This window comes from Pseudomonas sp. MHK4 (genome assembly GCF_054600775.1).
Genome location: NZ_BAAIAK010000003.1, coordinates 1 through 15,484, shown reverse-complemented (window position 1 = coordinate 15,484; position 15,484 = coordinate 1). Strand labels below are relative to the sequence as shown.

General features: G+C 59.8%; 15 protein-coding genes. 5 read left to right on the top strand and 10 right to left on the bottom strand.

Translation table 11 applies throughout. The annotated features are described in order from the left end of the window. The first annotated feature begins 19 nt into the window (after positions 1–19). From trpB to ACYP2Q_RS08660, 3 genes are all read left to right on the top strand, one after another. Positions 20–1,255 (top strand): tryptophan synthase subunit beta, encoded by a 1,236-nt coding sequence (gene trpB / locus ACYP2Q_RS08670; protein WP_459730111.1) that lies wholly within the window; start codon positions 20–22, stop codon positions 1,253–1,255. After that, positions 1,255–2,067 (top strand): tryptophan synthase subunit alpha, encoded by an 813-nt coding sequence (gene trpA, locus ACYP2Q_RS08665; RefSeq protein ID WP_459730110.1) that lies wholly within the window; start codon positions 1,255–1,257, stop codon positions 2,065–2,067. The genes trpB and trpA overlap by 1 nt, the downstream gene beginning before the upstream one ends. Positions 2,068–2,188: 121 nt before the next feature. After that, complete coding sequence (locus tag ACYP2Q_RS08660; protein ID WP_459730109.1) at positions 2,189–2,635, top strand: anti-virulence regulator CigR family protein; 447 nt, start codon at positions 2,189–2,191, stop codon at positions 2,633–2,635. Positions 2,636–2,696: 61 nt separating this feature from the next. Here ACYP2Q_RS08660 and ACYP2Q_RS08655 read toward each other — a convergent pair whose 3' ends face one another. From ACYP2Q_RS08655 to ACYP2Q_RS08610, 10 genes are all read right to left on the bottom strand, one after another. Continuing rightward, positions 2,697–4,622, bottom strand: coding sequence for a DUF7844 domain-containing protein (locus ACYP2Q_RS08655; protein WP_459730108.1), 1,926 nt, complete (start codon positions 4,620–4,622; stop codon positions 2,697–2,699). Positions 4,623–4,654: 32 nt separating this feature from the next. After that, a complete protein-coding gene (locus tag ACYP2Q_RS08650) occupies positions 4,655–4,975 on the bottom strand; it encodes a DUF2388 domain-containing protein (protein WP_046818707.1) in 321 nt (106 codons plus the stop codon). Positions 4,976–5,003: 28 nt separating this feature from the next. Then, positions 5,004–5,321, bottom strand: coding sequence for a DUF2388 domain-containing protein (locus tag ACYP2Q_RS08645; protein ID WP_274073861.1), 318 nt, complete (start codon positions 5,319–5,321; stop codon positions 5,004–5,006). A gap of 109 nt (positions 5,322–5,430) precedes the next feature. Beyond that, the gene (locus ACYP2Q_RS08640; protein WP_459730107.1) at positions 5,431–5,748 is read right to left on the bottom strand and encodes a DUF2388 domain-containing protein; all 318 of its coding nucleotides are present in this window, start codon (positions 5,746–5,748) and stop codon (positions 5,431–5,433) included. A gap of 337 nt (positions 5,749–6,085) precedes the next feature. After that, positions 6,086–6,301 carry a DUF1127 domain-containing protein gene (locus tag ACYP2Q_RS08635; RefSeq protein ID WP_007902752.1) on the bottom strand — a complete coding sequence of 72 codons (216 nt, stop codon included), beginning with the start codon at positions 6,299–6,301 and terminating at the stop codon, positions 6,086–6,088. 319 nt (positions 6,302–6,620) lie between these two features. Further along, on the bottom strand, positions 6,621–8,114 hold the full coding sequence (locus ACYP2Q_RS08630) for an acetyl-CoA hydrolase/transferase family protein (protein ID WP_459730106.1): 1,494 nt from the start codon (positions 8,112–8,114) through the stop codon (positions 6,621–6,623). Between the two features lie 216 nt (positions 8,115–8,330). Beyond that, the gene (locus ACYP2Q_RS08625) at positions 8,331–9,764 is read right to left on the bottom strand and encodes an NAD(P)(+) transhydrogenase (Re/Si-specific) subunit beta (protein ID WP_459730105.1); all 1,434 of its coding nucleotides are present in this window, start codon (positions 9,762–9,764) and stop codon (positions 8,331–8,333) included. After that, positions 9,761–10,117 carry an NAD(P) transhydrogenase subunit alpha part 2 gene (locus tag ACYP2Q_RS08620; protein ID WP_459730104.1) on the bottom strand — a complete coding sequence of 119 codons (357 nt, stop codon included), beginning with the start codon at positions 10,115–10,117 and terminating at the stop codon, positions 9,761–9,763. Before ACYP2Q_RS08620 ends, ACYP2Q_RS08625 begins: the two co-directional genes overlap by 4 nt. Before the next feature lie 11 nt (positions 10,118–10,128). Next, positions 10,129–11,250, bottom strand: coding sequence for a Re/Si-specific NAD(P)(+) transhydrogenase subunit alpha (locus tag ACYP2Q_RS08615; protein ID WP_459730103.1), 1,122 nt, complete (start codon positions 11,248–11,250; stop codon positions 10,129–10,131). A gap of 435 nt (positions 11,251–11,685) precedes the next feature. Beyond that, complete coding sequence (locus ACYP2Q_RS08610) at positions 11,686–12,585, bottom strand: LysR family transcriptional regulator (RefSeq protein ID WP_459730102.1); 900 nt, start codon at positions 12,583–12,585, stop codon at positions 11,686–11,688. Between the two features lie 157 nt (positions 12,586–12,742). On the opposite strand from ACYP2Q_RS08610, the gene ACYP2Q_RS08605 reads away from it, so the two are divergent. Both ACYP2Q_RS08605 and ACYP2Q_RS08600 read left to right on the top strand, forming a co-directional pair. Next, positions 12,743–13,924: an acyl-CoA dehydrogenase gene (locus tag ACYP2Q_RS08605; RefSeq protein ID WP_459730101.1), complete on the top strand. Its 1,182-nt coding sequence runs from the start codon at positions 12,743–12,745 to the stop codon at positions 13,922–13,924. Between the two features lie 12 nt (positions 13,925–13,936). Further along, positions 13,937–15,157, top strand: a complete 1,221-nt coding sequence (locus tag ACYP2Q_RS08600; RefSeq protein WP_459730100.1) for a CaiB/BaiF CoA transferase family protein — start codon at positions 13,937–13,939, stop codon at positions 15,155–15,157. Positions 15,158–15,484: the final 327 nt, after the last annotated feature.

The window sequence follows — 15,484 nt, the reverse complement described above, 5'->3', positions numbered from 1 at the left end:
AATTCAACTGGAGCGCCCCATGACCCAGACTAATCTGCGCAACGGCCCTGACGCCAACGGCCTGTTTGGCGCGTTCGGCGGCCGTTATGTTGCCGAAACCCTGATGCCGTTGATCCTCGACCTGGCCCGTGAATACGAAGCGGCCAAGGAAGATCCGGCCTTCAAGGAAGAGTTGGCCTACTTTCAGCGCGACTACGTCGGTCGTCCGAGCCCGCTTTATTTCGCCGAGCGTCTGACTGAATTCTGTGGCGGCGCAAAGATTTATCTCAAGCGTGAAGAGCTCAACCACACCGGCGCGCACAAGATCAACAACTGCATCGGCCAGATTCTGCTGGCGCGGCGCATGGGCAAGAAACGCATCATCGCCGAAACCGGCGCCGGCATGCACGGCGTGGCAACCGCCACCGTGGCCGCGCGTTTCGGCCTGGACTGCGTGATCTACATGGGCACCACTGACATCGAACGCCAGCAGGCCAACGTGTTCCGCATGAAGCTGCTGGGCGCTGAAGTGATCCCGGTCGTAGCGGGTACCGGTACCCTGAAGGATGCGATGAACGAAGCCCTGCGCGACTGGGTGACCAACGTCGACAGTACCTTCTACCTGATTGGCACCGTGGCCGGGCCGCACCCTTACCCGGCGATGGTTCGCGACTTCCAGGCCGTTATCGGCAAGGAAACCCGTGACCAACTGCAAGCCCAGGAAGGTCGCCTGCCGGACAGCCTGGTGGCGTGCATCGGCGGTGGTTCCAACGCCATGGGGTTGTTCCACCCGTTCCTGGACGACAAGAGCGTCGAGATCATCGGCGTGGAAGCGGCCGGCTACGGCATTGAGACCGGCAAACACGCGGCCAGCCTGAACGGCGGCGTACCGGGTGTACTGCACGGCAACCGCACCTTCCTGTTGCAGGACGACGATGGCCAGATCATCGACGCCCACTCGATCTCCGCTGGCCTCGACTACCCGGGCATCGGCCCGGAACACGCCTGGTTGCATGACATCGGCCGTGTCCAGTACACCTCGGTGACTGACGACGAAGCGCTCGCGGCTTTCCACCAGTGCTGCCGCCTGGAAGGGATCATTCCTGCCCTGGAAAGCGCCCACGCCCTGGCTGAAGTATTCAAGCGCGCGCCGACGCTGCCCAAGGATCACCTGATGGTGGTCAACCTGTCCGGCCGTGGCGACAAAGACATGCAGACAGTGATGCACCACATGGAACACGCTCAACAAGAGCCATCCAAGCAGGAGAAACATTGATGAGCCGCCTGCAAACGCGTTTTACCGAACTCAAGGAACAGAACCGCGCCGCCCTGGTGACCTTTGTCACCGCTGGCGACCCGGGTTATGACACCTCCCTGGCGATCCTCAAGGGCCTGCCAGCAGCGGGCGCCGACGTGATCGAGCTGGGCATGCCCTTCACCGATCCGATGGCTGACGGCCCGGCTATCCAGCTGGCCAACATCCGTGCCCTGGAGGCCAAGCAGAACCTGGCGAAAACCCTGGAAATGGTTCGTGAGTTCCGCAAGGACAACAACGAAACGCCCCTGGTGCTGATGGGTTACTTCAACCCGATCCATAAATACGGCGTGCCGCGGTTCATTGCCGAGGCGAAAGAAGCCGGTGTCGATGGCCTGATCGTGGTCGACATGCCGCCCGAGCATAACGGTGAACTGTGCGACCCGGCCCAGGCTGCGGGCATCGATTTCATCCGCCTGACCACACCAACCACCGATGATGTGCGTTTGCCAACCGTCCTCAACGGTAGCTCCGGGTTTGTCTACTACGTATCGGTGGCCGGTGTAACCGGTGCCGGCGCGGCAACCCTGGAGCACGTGGAAGAAGCGGTGGCGCGTCTGCGTCGTCATACCGACCTGCCGATCAGCATCGGTTTCGGTATTCGCACACCGGAGCAAGCGGCGAACATCGCGCGTCTGGCGGATGGCGTGGTAGTGGGGTCGGCGTTGATCGATCAGATCGCCAATGCCACGACACCGGAGCAAGCGGTCGATGGTGTGCTGAGCCTGTGCTCGGCGTTGGCCGATGGCGTGCGTAAGGCCCGCGTCAGCTGAAGGTAAAGTTCCTGATACAGAGGAATTAGAGCCTCGCAACACAGACTAACCAGCAAGACCGAGGGCTTCAGGACTACGTTCTGAAGCCCTTTTTGCTGCAGGTGTTGTGAGGAAAACCCAAATGAAAATGCCGAAACGTCTGATAGCCAGCCTGGGTGTGCTGATGCTCAGTGCCACCCCGTTGCTGCACGCCAGCGCCGATCAGCGCGACGATCATGACCACGGCGGCCCGCAACAGGGCCATTACGATAACCGCGACAATGACCATCGTGGCGGGCAGGACAACCATCGCGGTGCGCCGCCTCCTCGAGACTTTGCCCCGGTGCGCCAGGCGATTCACGACCATCATGACTATTTCGTCCGTGGTGCGCCGCTGCCTCCAGGCATTTATCTGGAGCGCGGCCGGCCACTGCCCCGTGGCTATTACGGCGAACGCCTGGATAACAGGGCGTTGGAGCGACTGCCGAATTACCCGGGTTACGAATGGCGTCGTGCGGGTGCGGACGTTGTGCTGATTGCTGCGGGTACGGGCATTGTTTACGAGGTATTGCAGGGCGTTTTGTATTGATAAAAAAGATCGCAGCCTCCGGCGACTCCTACAGGAGGCTGCGATCTTTGCTTTTACAACCTCAAGGCAACTCTAATCCGCCCGAAGCCTTGTGCAACTTGCGCAGGTGTTCGCCAATCTGCTTCACGTTGGCTTCGTTGGCCGCCATTTCCGCAGCACGGTCTGGATCGAGTAGCGCCCTGACTTCCTTGTCCAGATCCCCGGCCAATACCTGAAGCTGCTTCTGCCGCAGGCTGGTTTCCGATTCCAGGTGTTGCGATTCGGCAGGTTGCGGCAAGCCATAGCCGCCGCTGCCAAGCAATTCCGCCGGACGACTGAGAAAACCGCTGTTGTCGAGAATTTGCCTCAGTGTCTCGTTGGCTTTGTCCATGCCGCCGTTTTTCAACTCACGGGCACCCAGGTAACGTTGTTTAACCTCGTCCTGAGCCAGGAGCAGCTGCTGGCGATAGCTTGCCTGTTCCAGCAAGAGCAAGGCCGCGCTGGTACGCAAATCCGCCTGATCGAACCATTGGCGGCGCTCTGCTGCGGTCAGGGACAACCAGTCTTCGACCTTTTCCTGTTTGATCGGCAGGTGCTTTCGCAATACCTCGAACATCGCTTGATAGCGATCGCGGAAAGAGTCAAAGCGATACCCCAGGCGAAGGGCTTCACGCGGATCGTCCAGCACGCTGGTATCCGCCAGCCCACGGCCCTTCAGCACTTCCAGCAAGCCATTGGGCATGATGTTGTCCAGGGCGACCAACTTTGAGTTGTTGGTGCCGCCACGCAGCAACTTCAGCTCTTCCACGGCGCAGTTGTTCGACAGGAAGAAGTAGTTGCCGTCGTAACTCCAGTGCATCTCGGCGGCACGCTCCACCACGTTTTCAATCTCGTCACGCGAGAGGTTGAGCGGCACGGAGGCGAGGCTGCGTAACTCGGTCTTGGTGTATTCGTCGATCACCTGGGCCAGCGGCAGCACGAACAGGCGTGACGGGTATTTACCCACCAAGCCATCCCAACTCGATAACTGTACGTCGCCCACGAACGCGCGGTAGGACAGTACCAGGTGCTGGTCCAGGTCCAGGCGGCAATCCGGCCCGCGGGGCCTACCCGGGGCGCAGATCACCAGGCGCAACATGCTGTGGCCCCAACGACTGACCCAGTTCTGGTTGGCCTCTGCCAGCAGATAGTCGACGGCGTAGACCCGCTCCGGATCAACCTGGCCCAGCGGCGTCTTGGCGAAGTCATTGCCGGCGTTGAGGAATGCAAACGTCTTGGCGCAATCGCCTTTGGCGGCGGGTGCCCAGCCGAAGTGCTCCTTGTAGTAGCGGTAAAGCGCAGGGCGACGACAGGCGTAGCTCGGGTCGAGGAGGAAATACTCCATGTTGACCGCGACGAATTCCTTCGGGCTGCTGATCTCGTAGATGTCCGGGCTGCGGGCGATCTGGCGGTTGTGCTGTTCGCGCTCGCCACGCCGGCCAACGTATTGCTGCCAACCGGCGAGGTCGAGCAGGCGTGGGTCGTCGCTGAGGGTGAAGCGCCGGCCCGATTGGCCACGGCATTGGTCGGGAATGCCCACCAGTCCCGAGCTGCTCTCCTGTCGGGTGCAGCGTTGAATCAGCGTGCGCTGCGCATTCGGCCAAAGGCGTGAGCGGTCATAAATGTGGGTCAGCTCGTGCAGCACCGTTGCAAGTAATTCCCGGCGCACAGTGCCATGGGGGCGATTGGTTTTCTTGCTCGCGGCGCTGCCGTCGGTGAGGCTGGCCAGCAGCTTGCGATTCAGGTCGAGTTCGGATACTGGCGACGCCTGGCCATAGGCATCGCTGCGCATGTCATCGATCCAGCCGACGTCGATGCGCCGGTCGAGTTGCTCGATGAACTGCGGCGGCAGAGCCCGCATTGCTTCATCAAGCAACGCCTGGCTGGCCTGCTGTTGGGCGGGGCTCAGGCCTTCAGTCTTGAGGTGCAGTTCGAGGTCGGCGTGGGCCGTGCTGCCAAACAGCAGCATGACCCCGGCCAACAGCAAGGCAGCTGGAGACCTCACAGTGCGAGGATGGCTTCGGCGAGATCCTGGTCACTGGCATCGCGGGCTTGCGGAACGCGCGTGCGCAACAAATTGAGAGCGGACTCCAGGTGCGCGCCACGAATATCGCCGTTGCTGGCGACGAAGCTGGCCGCATCGTCCTGGGCTTCGCGGACGATTTTCGAGTCGCGGATCGACGTCGTCGTGTCGGAAGTGAAATCCAGTGTGCGCTGGGTGGCACGAATGAGGATGTTGCTGGTGGCAACCAGGGTTTGGGCCTGGGCCACATCAGCCAACAACAGCAGGCCAAGGGTGGCAACAATCAGCGGGTTACGCATGGAACGACTCCGGAGGAACTTGGGATAACTATTGGACGAGAATTGCCTGTGCCAGTTCAAGGTCGCTGGCATGAAGTTTTGGCTGGGCGTGGCGCAGGTAAGACAAGGCCGATTCCAGTCGTACGCCTCTCATTTGACCATCACTGGCGACGAATGCCGCGGCATCATCCCTGGCGGCGAGCAGCAGTTTATGGTCGAAGGGGGCAGAGGTCACCAGGCTTGAGGCATAACTGCTGGCCACTATACCTTGGGTAGACAGGTTGAACGCGTCGAAGGCATGGGCCGCCCCCGAGTAGCTGGCAGCAAGAAAGACTGGAGTGATCAATAGATTTGAAAGAAAACGCATGAGACTCGACAGTTGAAAGTGAGTCCCAAGGCTAGCGCAAGGCCCGGGCTAGAGCCAGCGCGGAAACATGGGGACACGGCAAGCGTGTCCCACATCAGGCAAACGCTTATTAGATGGTCAGGATGGCTTGGGCCAACTGTGCGTCTGTTGCGTTCAGCTGAGGAGCCTGATGGCGAATGTGATCGAGTGCGCTTTCCAGTTTCACGCCACGGATGCTGCCTTCGCTGGCAACGAAGCTGGCGGCGTCGTCACGGGCTGCGAGCACGATCTTGTCGTCCTTGAACGAAGAGGTGACGTCGGAGGTCGCGTCGGACGAGGATTTGAGTGCACCGACGACCGCATCGGTGGTCACGATGAAGCTGGTGGCGTGGGCATTGGCCGCCACGGCAAGCAGGGCTGCAGCGCTGAGCAGACGAAGACGGGACATGGTGTAACTCCTTTGGATAAGACGATAAAGAGGTGGCGCAGTGTCTGATGATCAGACGCCAGACAATCGAGGGGCGCCACGTTCTGGCTTGATATTAGGCCTGGGCAGGCCGTTTCGAACAGCCTGTATGAGAAAAGGTTGCTGGAAATCAGTTTGAACAGATGAAAAGCCATCGTATAACTGTATTGGTCGAATCGCAAATTGACGAAACTGTACTTGTTTCGCGCTGACAGTCTCTGAAACGACAAAGCCCGTCGTGGCTTCCCACGACGGGCTTTGTTTGTTCAATTCGGGTTGCTGGCGGTGGACCCTGCAGGTCGTCGCCAGCGACGCTAACTTAGCGCCAGAACGGCTTGCTCAGCTCTTCGTAGCGTTGTGCTTCGCTAATCCCGGCGTCAGCCAGCAGACGCGAATCCAGGCGAGCCAGTTGGTGGCGGCTGGAGATGCGGCGCTGCCACAGCATCAGGTTGGCGATAACGCGCAGAGGCATGGAAGCCTGGGTTTTTGCAGCGGTGTCTTCGAAGAACAGTTCGGAACTGAGTGTACGTTCCATGGTTTACATCCTTCCGCTTATGGCGGGATTAGGTAGTGGCTTGACTGGTGGCCATGATCCTCTCGTTTGCCTAGTCTCTGTAGATACAGTTCATCTGTATTGTGAGAGCTCAGTTAACTGTTTATAGGGGGTGTACTGGTCGAAAATGAGGCAACTGTACTTGTCTGCACTGATTTGGTGCGATATCGGGGTTTTGATGTGTGGGCGTAGGTATTTTCCGTAGGAAATGACCAGTACAGCAGTACAGTTTTTTGCAGATTTAAGCGTGGCAATAGCAAGCTGACGAAACTGTGTTTGCGTCAGCTGCTATTTGTACCCATTACGACTTCAGCATTTTCCCGGTTTCTTCCAGGTTGATGTGCCAGCTCAGCGCGTCACGCAGGATGTGCGGGGTATGGCCGCCGATGGCGCACGCGGCAGTGAAGTAGTCATTCAGTGCCTGGCGGTAGTCCGGGTGCACACATTTGTCGATGATGACCCGGGCGCGCTCCCGGGGCGCCAGGCCGCGCAAGTCCGCCAGGCCGACTTCGGTCACGAGGATGTCGACATCGTGCTCGGTGTGGTCAACATGGCTGACCATTGGCACCACGCTGGAAATCGAGCCGCCCTTGGCGATCGACTTGGTCACGAACACGGACAGGTGCGCATTTCGCGCAAAGTCGCCCGAGCCGCCGATGCCGTTCATCATCCGCGTACCGCACACATGGGTGGAGTTGACGTTGCCGTAGATGTCGAACTCCAGCGCCGTGTTGATGCCAATGATGCCCAGGCGACGGACCACTTCAGGGTGGTTGGAAATCTCCTGCGGGCGCAGCACCAGTTTGTCCTTGTAGCGCTCCAGGTTGCCAAACACGTCGGCATTGCGCCGGCTCGACAAGGTGATCGAGCTGCCCGAAGCAAAGCTCAGCTTGCCGGCGTCGATCAGGTCGAAGGTCGAATCCTGAAGTACCTCGGAGTACATGGTCAGGTCTTCGAATGGCGAATCGATCAAGCCGCACATCACCGAGTTGGCGATGGTGCCGATCCCGGCCTGCAGCGGGCCGAGCTTGTTGGTCATGCGCCCGGCCGCGACTTCCTGTTTGAAGAAGTCGATCAGGTGGTCGGCGATGGACTGGGTTTCTGCATCTGGCGCCAGCACAGTGGAGGGCGAATCCGACTGATTGGTGATTACGATCGCGACGATTTTCTCCGGCGGGATCGGAATGGCGGTGCTACCGATGCGATCATCGACCTTCACCAGGGGAATCGGTGTACGGGTCGGGCGGTACGTCGGGATATAGATGTCGTGCAGACCTTCGAGATTCGGGTTGTGCGCCAGGTTGATCTCGACGATGACGTGTTTGGCGAAAATCGCGAAGCTGGCCGAGTTACCCACCGAAGTGGTTGGCACAATGTGCCCTTGCTCGGTGATCGCCACGGCTTCAATCACGGCGATGTCCGGTAGTTTCAGTTGCTGGTTGCGCAATTGCTCTACGGTTTCCGAAAGGTGCTGATCGATAAACATGACTTCGCCGGCATTGATCGCCTTGCGCAGAGTGCTATCAACCTGGAACGGCATACGCCGCGACAGCACGCCGGCTTCGGTGAGCTGTTTGTCGAGGTCGTTGCCCAGGCTGGCACCGGTCATCAGGCTGATCTTCAGCGGTGTGACCTTGGCGCGCTCGGCCAGCGCTTGAGGTACTGCCTTGGCTTCGCCGGCGCGGGTGAAGCCGCTCATGCCGACGGTCATGCCGTCCTCAATCAAAGCGGCGGCGTCGGCAGCGCTCATCACTTTATCCAACAACGAAGGCAGGCGAATACGGTCACGGTACATGGATTGTTATCTCGGGCAACGGGTAGCAGGACGTGCAGTCTAGTGAATTACGCCGGCTCCTGTCCCGCTACCAAGGTCGCAATAAAGGCGTCTATTCCGGGCCTTTCGAGCAAAACACCATTACCGGATCGGTAATAAAGGCGTAGTTTTGTCCGACGATTTGCGCAAACAAAAACGCCCCGACGAGTCGGGGCGTTGTGTTACTGCGAAGCGGTCTTACTCGACGGCTTTAACCATGTCCTCGATGACTTTCTTGGCGTCGCCGAACACCATCATGGTCTTGTCCAGGTAGAACAGTTCGTTGTCCAGGCCGGCGTAGCCGCTGGCCATCGAACGCTTGTTGACGATGATGGTCTTGGCCTTGAACGCTTCGAGGATCGGCATGCCGGCAATCGGCGATTTCGGATCGTTCTTCGCGGCCGGGTTGACCACGTCGTTGGCGCCCAGCACCAGCACCACGTCGGCCTGGCCGAACTCGGAGTTGATGTCGTCCATCTCGAACACCTGGTCGTAAGGCACTTCGGCCTCGGCCAGCAGAACGTTCATGTGCCCTGGCATACGACCGGCAACCGGGTGGATCGCGTACTTCACGGTCACGCCGCGATGGGTCAGCTTCTCCGTCAATTCTTTCAGTGCATGCTGGGCCCGCGCTACCGCCAGGCCGTAGCCCGGCACGATGATCACGGTGTCGGCGTTGGTCAGCAGGAAGGTTGCGTCATCAGCCGAACCGGATTTCACCGGGCGAGCTTCCTTGGCGCCTGCAGGACCTGCGTCGACGGTATTGCCGAAGCCGCCAAGCAGTACGTTGAAGAAGGAACGGTTCATCGCCTTGCACATGATGTACGAGAGGATGGCGCCGGAGGAACCTACCAGGGAACCTGCAATGATCAGCATCGAGTTGTTCAGCGAGAAGCCGATACCCGCCGCCGCCCAGCCGGAGTAGCTGTTGAGCATGGACACGACGACCGGCATGTCGGCACCGCCAATCGGGATGATGATCAGCACGCCGAGCACGAAGGCCAGGGCCAGCATCACGCCGAAAGCGGTGTAGTCGCCGGTGAGCATGAAGGTCACGCCCAGGGCCAGTGTGGCCAGGCCCAGCAGCAGGTTCAGCTTGTGCTGACCGCCAAACTGCACCGGCGCGCCCTGGAACAGGCGGAACTTGTACTTGCCCGCCAGCTTGCCGAAGGCAATGACCGAGCCGGAGAAGGTGATCGCACCGATGGCTGCGCCGAGGAACAGTTCCAGGCGGTTACCGGCCGGGATCGCATCACCGAGGTTCTGCACGATGCCCAGCGACTGCGGTTCGACCACGGCGGCCACGGCGATGAACACCGCTGCCAGGCCGATCATGCTGTGCATGAAGGCGACCAGCTCGGGCATCTTGGTCATTTCAACGCGTTTGGCCATGATCGTGCCGACAGTGCCGCCGATCAGCAGGCCGACGATCACGTAGACGATGCCGTCATGGGCCAGCTCAGCACCGAGCTTGTAGATCAGGCCGACCGTGGTGAGGATCGCCAGGCCCATGCCGAGCATACCGAACAGGTTGCCGCGACGCGACGTGGTGGGGTGCGAGAGTCCCTTGAGCGCCTGGATGAAGCAGACCGAGGCGATCAAATACAGGGAAGTAACCAGATTCATGCTCATGCCTGCTGCACCTCAGCCTTGATAGCGTCGGCCTTGGCTGCCGGCGCTTTTGCTGGGGCCGCTTTCTTCTTGAACATTTCCAGCATGCGCCGGGTGACCAGGAAACCCCCGAACACGTTGACCGCGGCCAGGGCCACGGCCAGGGTGCCCATGGTCTTGCCCAGCGGGGTCACGGTGAGGGCGGCAGCGAGCATGGCGCCCACAATGACGATGGCCGAGATGGCGTTGGTGACGGCCATCAGCGGGGTGTGCAGTGCAGGTGTCACGTTCCAGACCACGTGGTAGCCAACGTAGATGGCCAGCACGAAGATGATCAGGTTGTAGATACCGTGAGAGATCAGCATGTCTTCCATTGTTTTTATCCTCAGCCGTTCTTGCGCACGATCTGGCCGTCGCGGCACATCAGGCACGCGGCGACGATATCGTCTTCAAGGTTGATCACCAGTTGTCCTTCTTTATCGAACAACAGTTTCATGAAATCCAGCAGGTTGCGTGCATACAGTGCCGAGGCATCGGCGCCAACGGCGGCAGCCAGGTTGGTCGGGCCAACGATGGTCACGCCATTCTCGACAACCACCTGGTCGGCCACGGTCAGCGGGCAGTTGCCACCCTGGGCCGCAGCGAGGTCGATGACCACCGAGCCGGGTTTCATCTGTGCCACGGTCTCCGCGCTGAGCAGCGTCGGTGCCTTGCGACCCGGAATCAGTGCCGTGGTGATGACGATGTCAGCCTGTTTGGCGCGCTCGTGCACGGCCACAGCCTGACGCTGCATCCAGCTGGCCGGCATGGGGCGGGCGTAACCGCCGACACCGACGGCGCATTCACGCTCTTCATCGGTCTCGTAAGGTACGTCGACGAACTTGGCGCCGAGGGATTCGATCTGCTCCTTCACCGCAGGGCGAACGTCGGACGCTTCGATCACCGCACCCAGGCGTTTCGCCGTGGCGATGGCCTGCAATCCGGCAACACCGGCGCCGAGAATCAGCACCCGCGCCGCTTTCACGGTACCCGCAGCGGTCATCAGCATCGGCATGAAGCGCGGATAATGATGAGCGGCCAGCAACACGGCTTTATAGCCGGCGATGTTGGCTTGCGAGGACAGCACATCGAGGCTCTGTGCGCGGGAAGTGCGCGGCGCGGCCTCGAGGGCAAAGGCGGTAATGCCGCACTCGGCCATCTTGGCGATGGTTTCGTTATTGAACGGATTGAGCATCCCCACCACAACGGTGCCGCTCTTTATCAGCGCAAGCTCGCTGTCGCTGGGGGCGACGACCTTCAAAATCAGCTCTGCACCAAACGCCTCACTGGCGCTGCCAATGGCTGCGCCGGCGGCTTCATAAGCACTGTCGACAACGCTGGCATTGACGCCGGCGCCGCTTTGTACAGTGACCTTATGACCCTGGCCGATCAGCTTCTTGATGGTTTCGGGGGTTGCAGCAACCCGTGTTTCACCGGTCTGGGTTTCGAGAGGAACACCAATGTGCACGTCAAATCTCCTGCGTGATCTTATTGAGTAAACCCATGCACTACGGATGGTGCGGCTGGGGCGGCCGATCAGCACGACCCCACCAAAATCAGGCGGGGCGCGGCATTTTGCAGGCGAACTTTGTGCCCTTCAAGGGATTATGACGGGTGACGGAAAATTAACTACAAGTCACCCCGTGACCGAATGTCGCAACCAAACGGCTCAATCCCGTCTAGGCCGTGCCTTTCGTGGATTCTGGCGCAAATCAAACAATTTACACATCGGCCATATGAATGATGCGGCATGGCAATGAAATAGTGGCGCAAAGCCGCGTCGTCAGGCGCTTGTGGCACGTTTGTGCTGCTTTGGTTTACAGTTTTCCTCCAGGCGACAAATACTTATATCTGTAGGGTTTTAATTTTTCTGACTACGAGGTCAGGTAAGTGCCGGTGGCCTTTATCCCTCTAGGCTGTAGCCATGGGCCTGAGTTACCAACCAGTCCCGAAAAGCCCTCAAAGACGCCGATTCGACCTTTCTCTCGGGAATCATCAGGTAATACGCCTTGATGCTGGAGAGTGCCTGGGGGTTGGCGATCACCAGGCGTGCCTCGGCCAGTTCGCGCTGAATCAGGAACGGCGGGATCAGCGCGATACCCATGTCGTGCATCGCGGCCTGGGCCAGCATGGAGAATAGCTCGTAGCGTGGCCCTGTCATGTCCCGCGGCACGTTCAGGTGCTGCGAGGCGAACCATTGGCGCCAGGCGTAGGGGCGGGTGGTCTGTTGCAGGAGGGGCAGGTCGGCGATTTCGGCGGGTGTCAGGGCATTCTTGTTGCCCAGCAGGTTAGGGCTGCACACGGGCATCGGATTTTCACCCATCAACCTGTGGGATTCAGTACCCGACCAATCCGCATCACCGAAATAGATCGCCGCGTCGAAATCGGTGTCGGCAAACAGGAACGGCCGGGTGCGGTTGGTCAAGTTGACCGTCACTTCCGGGTGTTTCTGCTGAAAATCCTTAAGCCTGGGCAGCAGCCACTGGGTGCCAAACGTCGGAACCACGGCCAGTTCTACTACGTTGGCGCCCTGCTGGCCCATCACGGACAGGGTATCGCGCTCCACCGCATCGAGCTGGGTAGCCACCCGGCGGCTGTAGGAAAGGCCCGCCTCCGTCAGCTTGACCCCGCGCCGGGAGCGTCGGAACAGCTCCACGCTGAGGAACTCCTCGAGGCTGGCGATCTGTCGGCAAATGGCCCCTTGGGTCAGCGAAAGCTCCTGGGCGGCCTTGGTGAAGCTTTCATGGCGCGCGGCCGCCTCGAAGCTGATCAGGGCCGTGGTGCTGGGTATTTTCCTGCGCATGTACGTCAACCTCACTAATACATCGCCTTGAAAGGGTTTTGCGACGTCTCGGAGTGAGAAATTAGCACAACAGTATGCGAAATCCTCGTTTGCCCAAGCGTCTAACCCGGCCTAGGATCACTGCACGTTATTTGACCTGTTTCGAGAGGACACACTCATGGCCGGTAAAGCTAGCTTCAACTGGATCGATCCCCTGCTGCTGGATCAACAGCTCACCGAAGAAGAGCGCATGATCCGCGACACCGCTGCGCAGTTTGCCCAGCAAAGTCTCGCGCCGCGCGTGCTCGAAGCTTTCCGCCATGAAAAGACCGATCCGGCGATCTTCCGCGAAATGGGCGAAGTGGGCCTGTTGGGCGCCACCATCCCGGAACAGTACGGCGGCAGTGGCCTGAACTACGTCAGCTACGGCCTGATTGCCCGTGAAGTCGAGCGTGTCGACTCCGGCTACCGTTCGATGATGAGCGTTCAGTCCTCACTGGTGATGGTGCCGATCAATGAATTCGGTACCGAAGCGCAGAAACAGAAATACCTGCCAAAACTGGCCTCGGGCGAGTGGATCGGCTGCTTCGGCCTGACCGAGCCTAACCATGGCTCAGATCCGGGTGCGATGATCACCCGTGCACGCAAAGTGGAAGGCGGCTACAGCCTGACCGGCAACAAGATGTGGATCACCAACAGCCCGATCGCAGATGTGTTCGTGGTCTGGGGCAAGGACGATGCCGGCGACATCCGTGGCTTCGTTCTGGAAAAGGGCTGGAAAGGCCTGAGCGCCCCGGCGATTCATGGCAAGGTTGGCCTGCGTGCTTCGATCACCGGTGAGATCGTCATGGACAACGTGTTCGTTCCGGAAGAGAACATTCTCCCCGACGTCCGTGGTCTGAAAGGTCCTTTCACTTGCCTGAACTCGGCCCGTTACGGCATCTCGTGGGGCGCACTGGGCGCCGCCGAATTCTGCTGGCACACCGCGCGTCAATACACCCTGGACCGCCAGCAGTTCGGTCGCCCATTGGCCGCCACCCAGCTGATCCAGAAGAAGCTGGCCGACATGCAGACCGAAATCACCCTGGCGCTGCAAGGTTGCCTGCGTCTGGGTCGCATGAAGGACGAAGGTACTGCGGCGGTTGAAATCACCTCGATGATGAAGCGCAACTCCTGCGGCAAGTCCCTGGATATCGCGCGCATGGCCCGTGACATGCTGGGCGGCAACGGTATCTCGGACGAGTTCGGGGTTGCTCGACATCTGGTCAACCTGGAAGTGGTGAATACCTATGAGGGAACCCACGACGTCCACGCGCTGATCCTCGGTCGCGCGCAGACCGGCATCCAGGCGTTCTATTAACAGGAGAACGTCATGGGCGCGCTTTCGCATCTACGGGTACTGGATTTATCGCGGGTGCTGGCCGGGCCGTGGTCCGGGCAGATCCTCGCCGACCTTGGCGCCGAAGTGATCAAGGTCGAGCGTCCGGGCAATGGCGATGACACGCGCGCCTGGGGCCCGCCGTTCCTCAAGGACGCCTATGGCGAGAACACCAGCGAGGCCGCCTATTACCTGTCGGCCAACCGCAACAAGCAATCGGTCACCATCGACTTCACGCGTCCAGAGGGGCAGAAGTTGGTGCGTGAGCTGGCGGCCAAGTCAGACATCCTGATCGAGAATTTCAAGGTCGGTGGCTTGGCGGCCTACGGTCTGGACTATGCGTCGCTGAAGGCGATCAATCCCGACCTGATCTATTGCTCAATTACCGGGTTTGGGCAAACGGGCCCTTACGCCAAGCGTGCGGGTTATGACTTCATGATCCAGGGCCTGGGTGGCCTGATGAGCCTGACGGGTCGACCTGAAGGCGAAGAGGGGGCGGGACCGGTCAAGGTTGGCGTGGCGCTGACGGATATCCTCACCGGGCTTTATTCCACGGTGGCCATCCTGGCAGCGCTTGCGCATCGAGACCACGACGGTGGCGGCCAGCATATCGACATGGCATTGCTGGATGTGCAGGTTGCGTGCCTGGCCAATCAGGCGATGAACTACCTGACGACGGGCAATGCGCCAAAACGCCTGGGCAATGCGCATCCGAACATCGTGCCCTACCAGGACTTTCCTACGGCAGATGGCGATTTCATCCTGACTGTCGGCAACGATGGCCAGTTCCGCAAGTTTGCCGAAGTGGCGGGGCAGCCCCAGTGGGCCGACGATCCGCGTTTTGCCACCAACAAGCTGCGGGTGGCAAATCGGGCGGTGCTGATTCCGCTGATTCGCCAGGCTACGGTGTTCAAGACGACCGCTGAATGGGTCGCTCAGTTGGAGCAGGCCGGTGTGCCGTGCGGCCCTATCAATGATCTGGCGCAGATGTTTGAAGACCCCCAGGTCAAGGCGCGCGGGTTGGCGATCGAGCTGCCTCACGCGTTGGCTGGAATGGTGCCCCAGGTGGCCAGTCCGATTCGATTGTCCGAGACGCCGGTGGAGTACCGGTATGCGCCGCCTTTGTTAGGCGAGCATACGCTGGAGGTTTTGCAGCGTGTACTCGGCTTGGAGGCTGGAGCCGTGTCCGCGCTCAAGGCTTCGGGCGTTCTCTGATAGCGCTCTTCTATATAGAGGAGCGTTTTTCTCCTCTATATAGCTTCAATCAGGGCGTTTAGGCGCCTGCTGCAAGTTATTGATAGAAAACCGAATTCAGTGCTTGACGGCAGATTCTGGAAGCCTATAATTCGCCCCACTTCCGGCGCAGTCGAAACGGAAAACTCCTTGGTAAACAAAGAGTTACGCAGTTTTCGATGGCAGGTTGCTTCAGTTCATCGAAGCCCGAAGGAAGTTGAAAAAGAGGTGTTGACAGCAGCGTGTAACGCTGTAGAATTCGCCTCCCGCTGACGAGAGATCTGAAGCGCAAGTGGTTGAAGTTGTTAA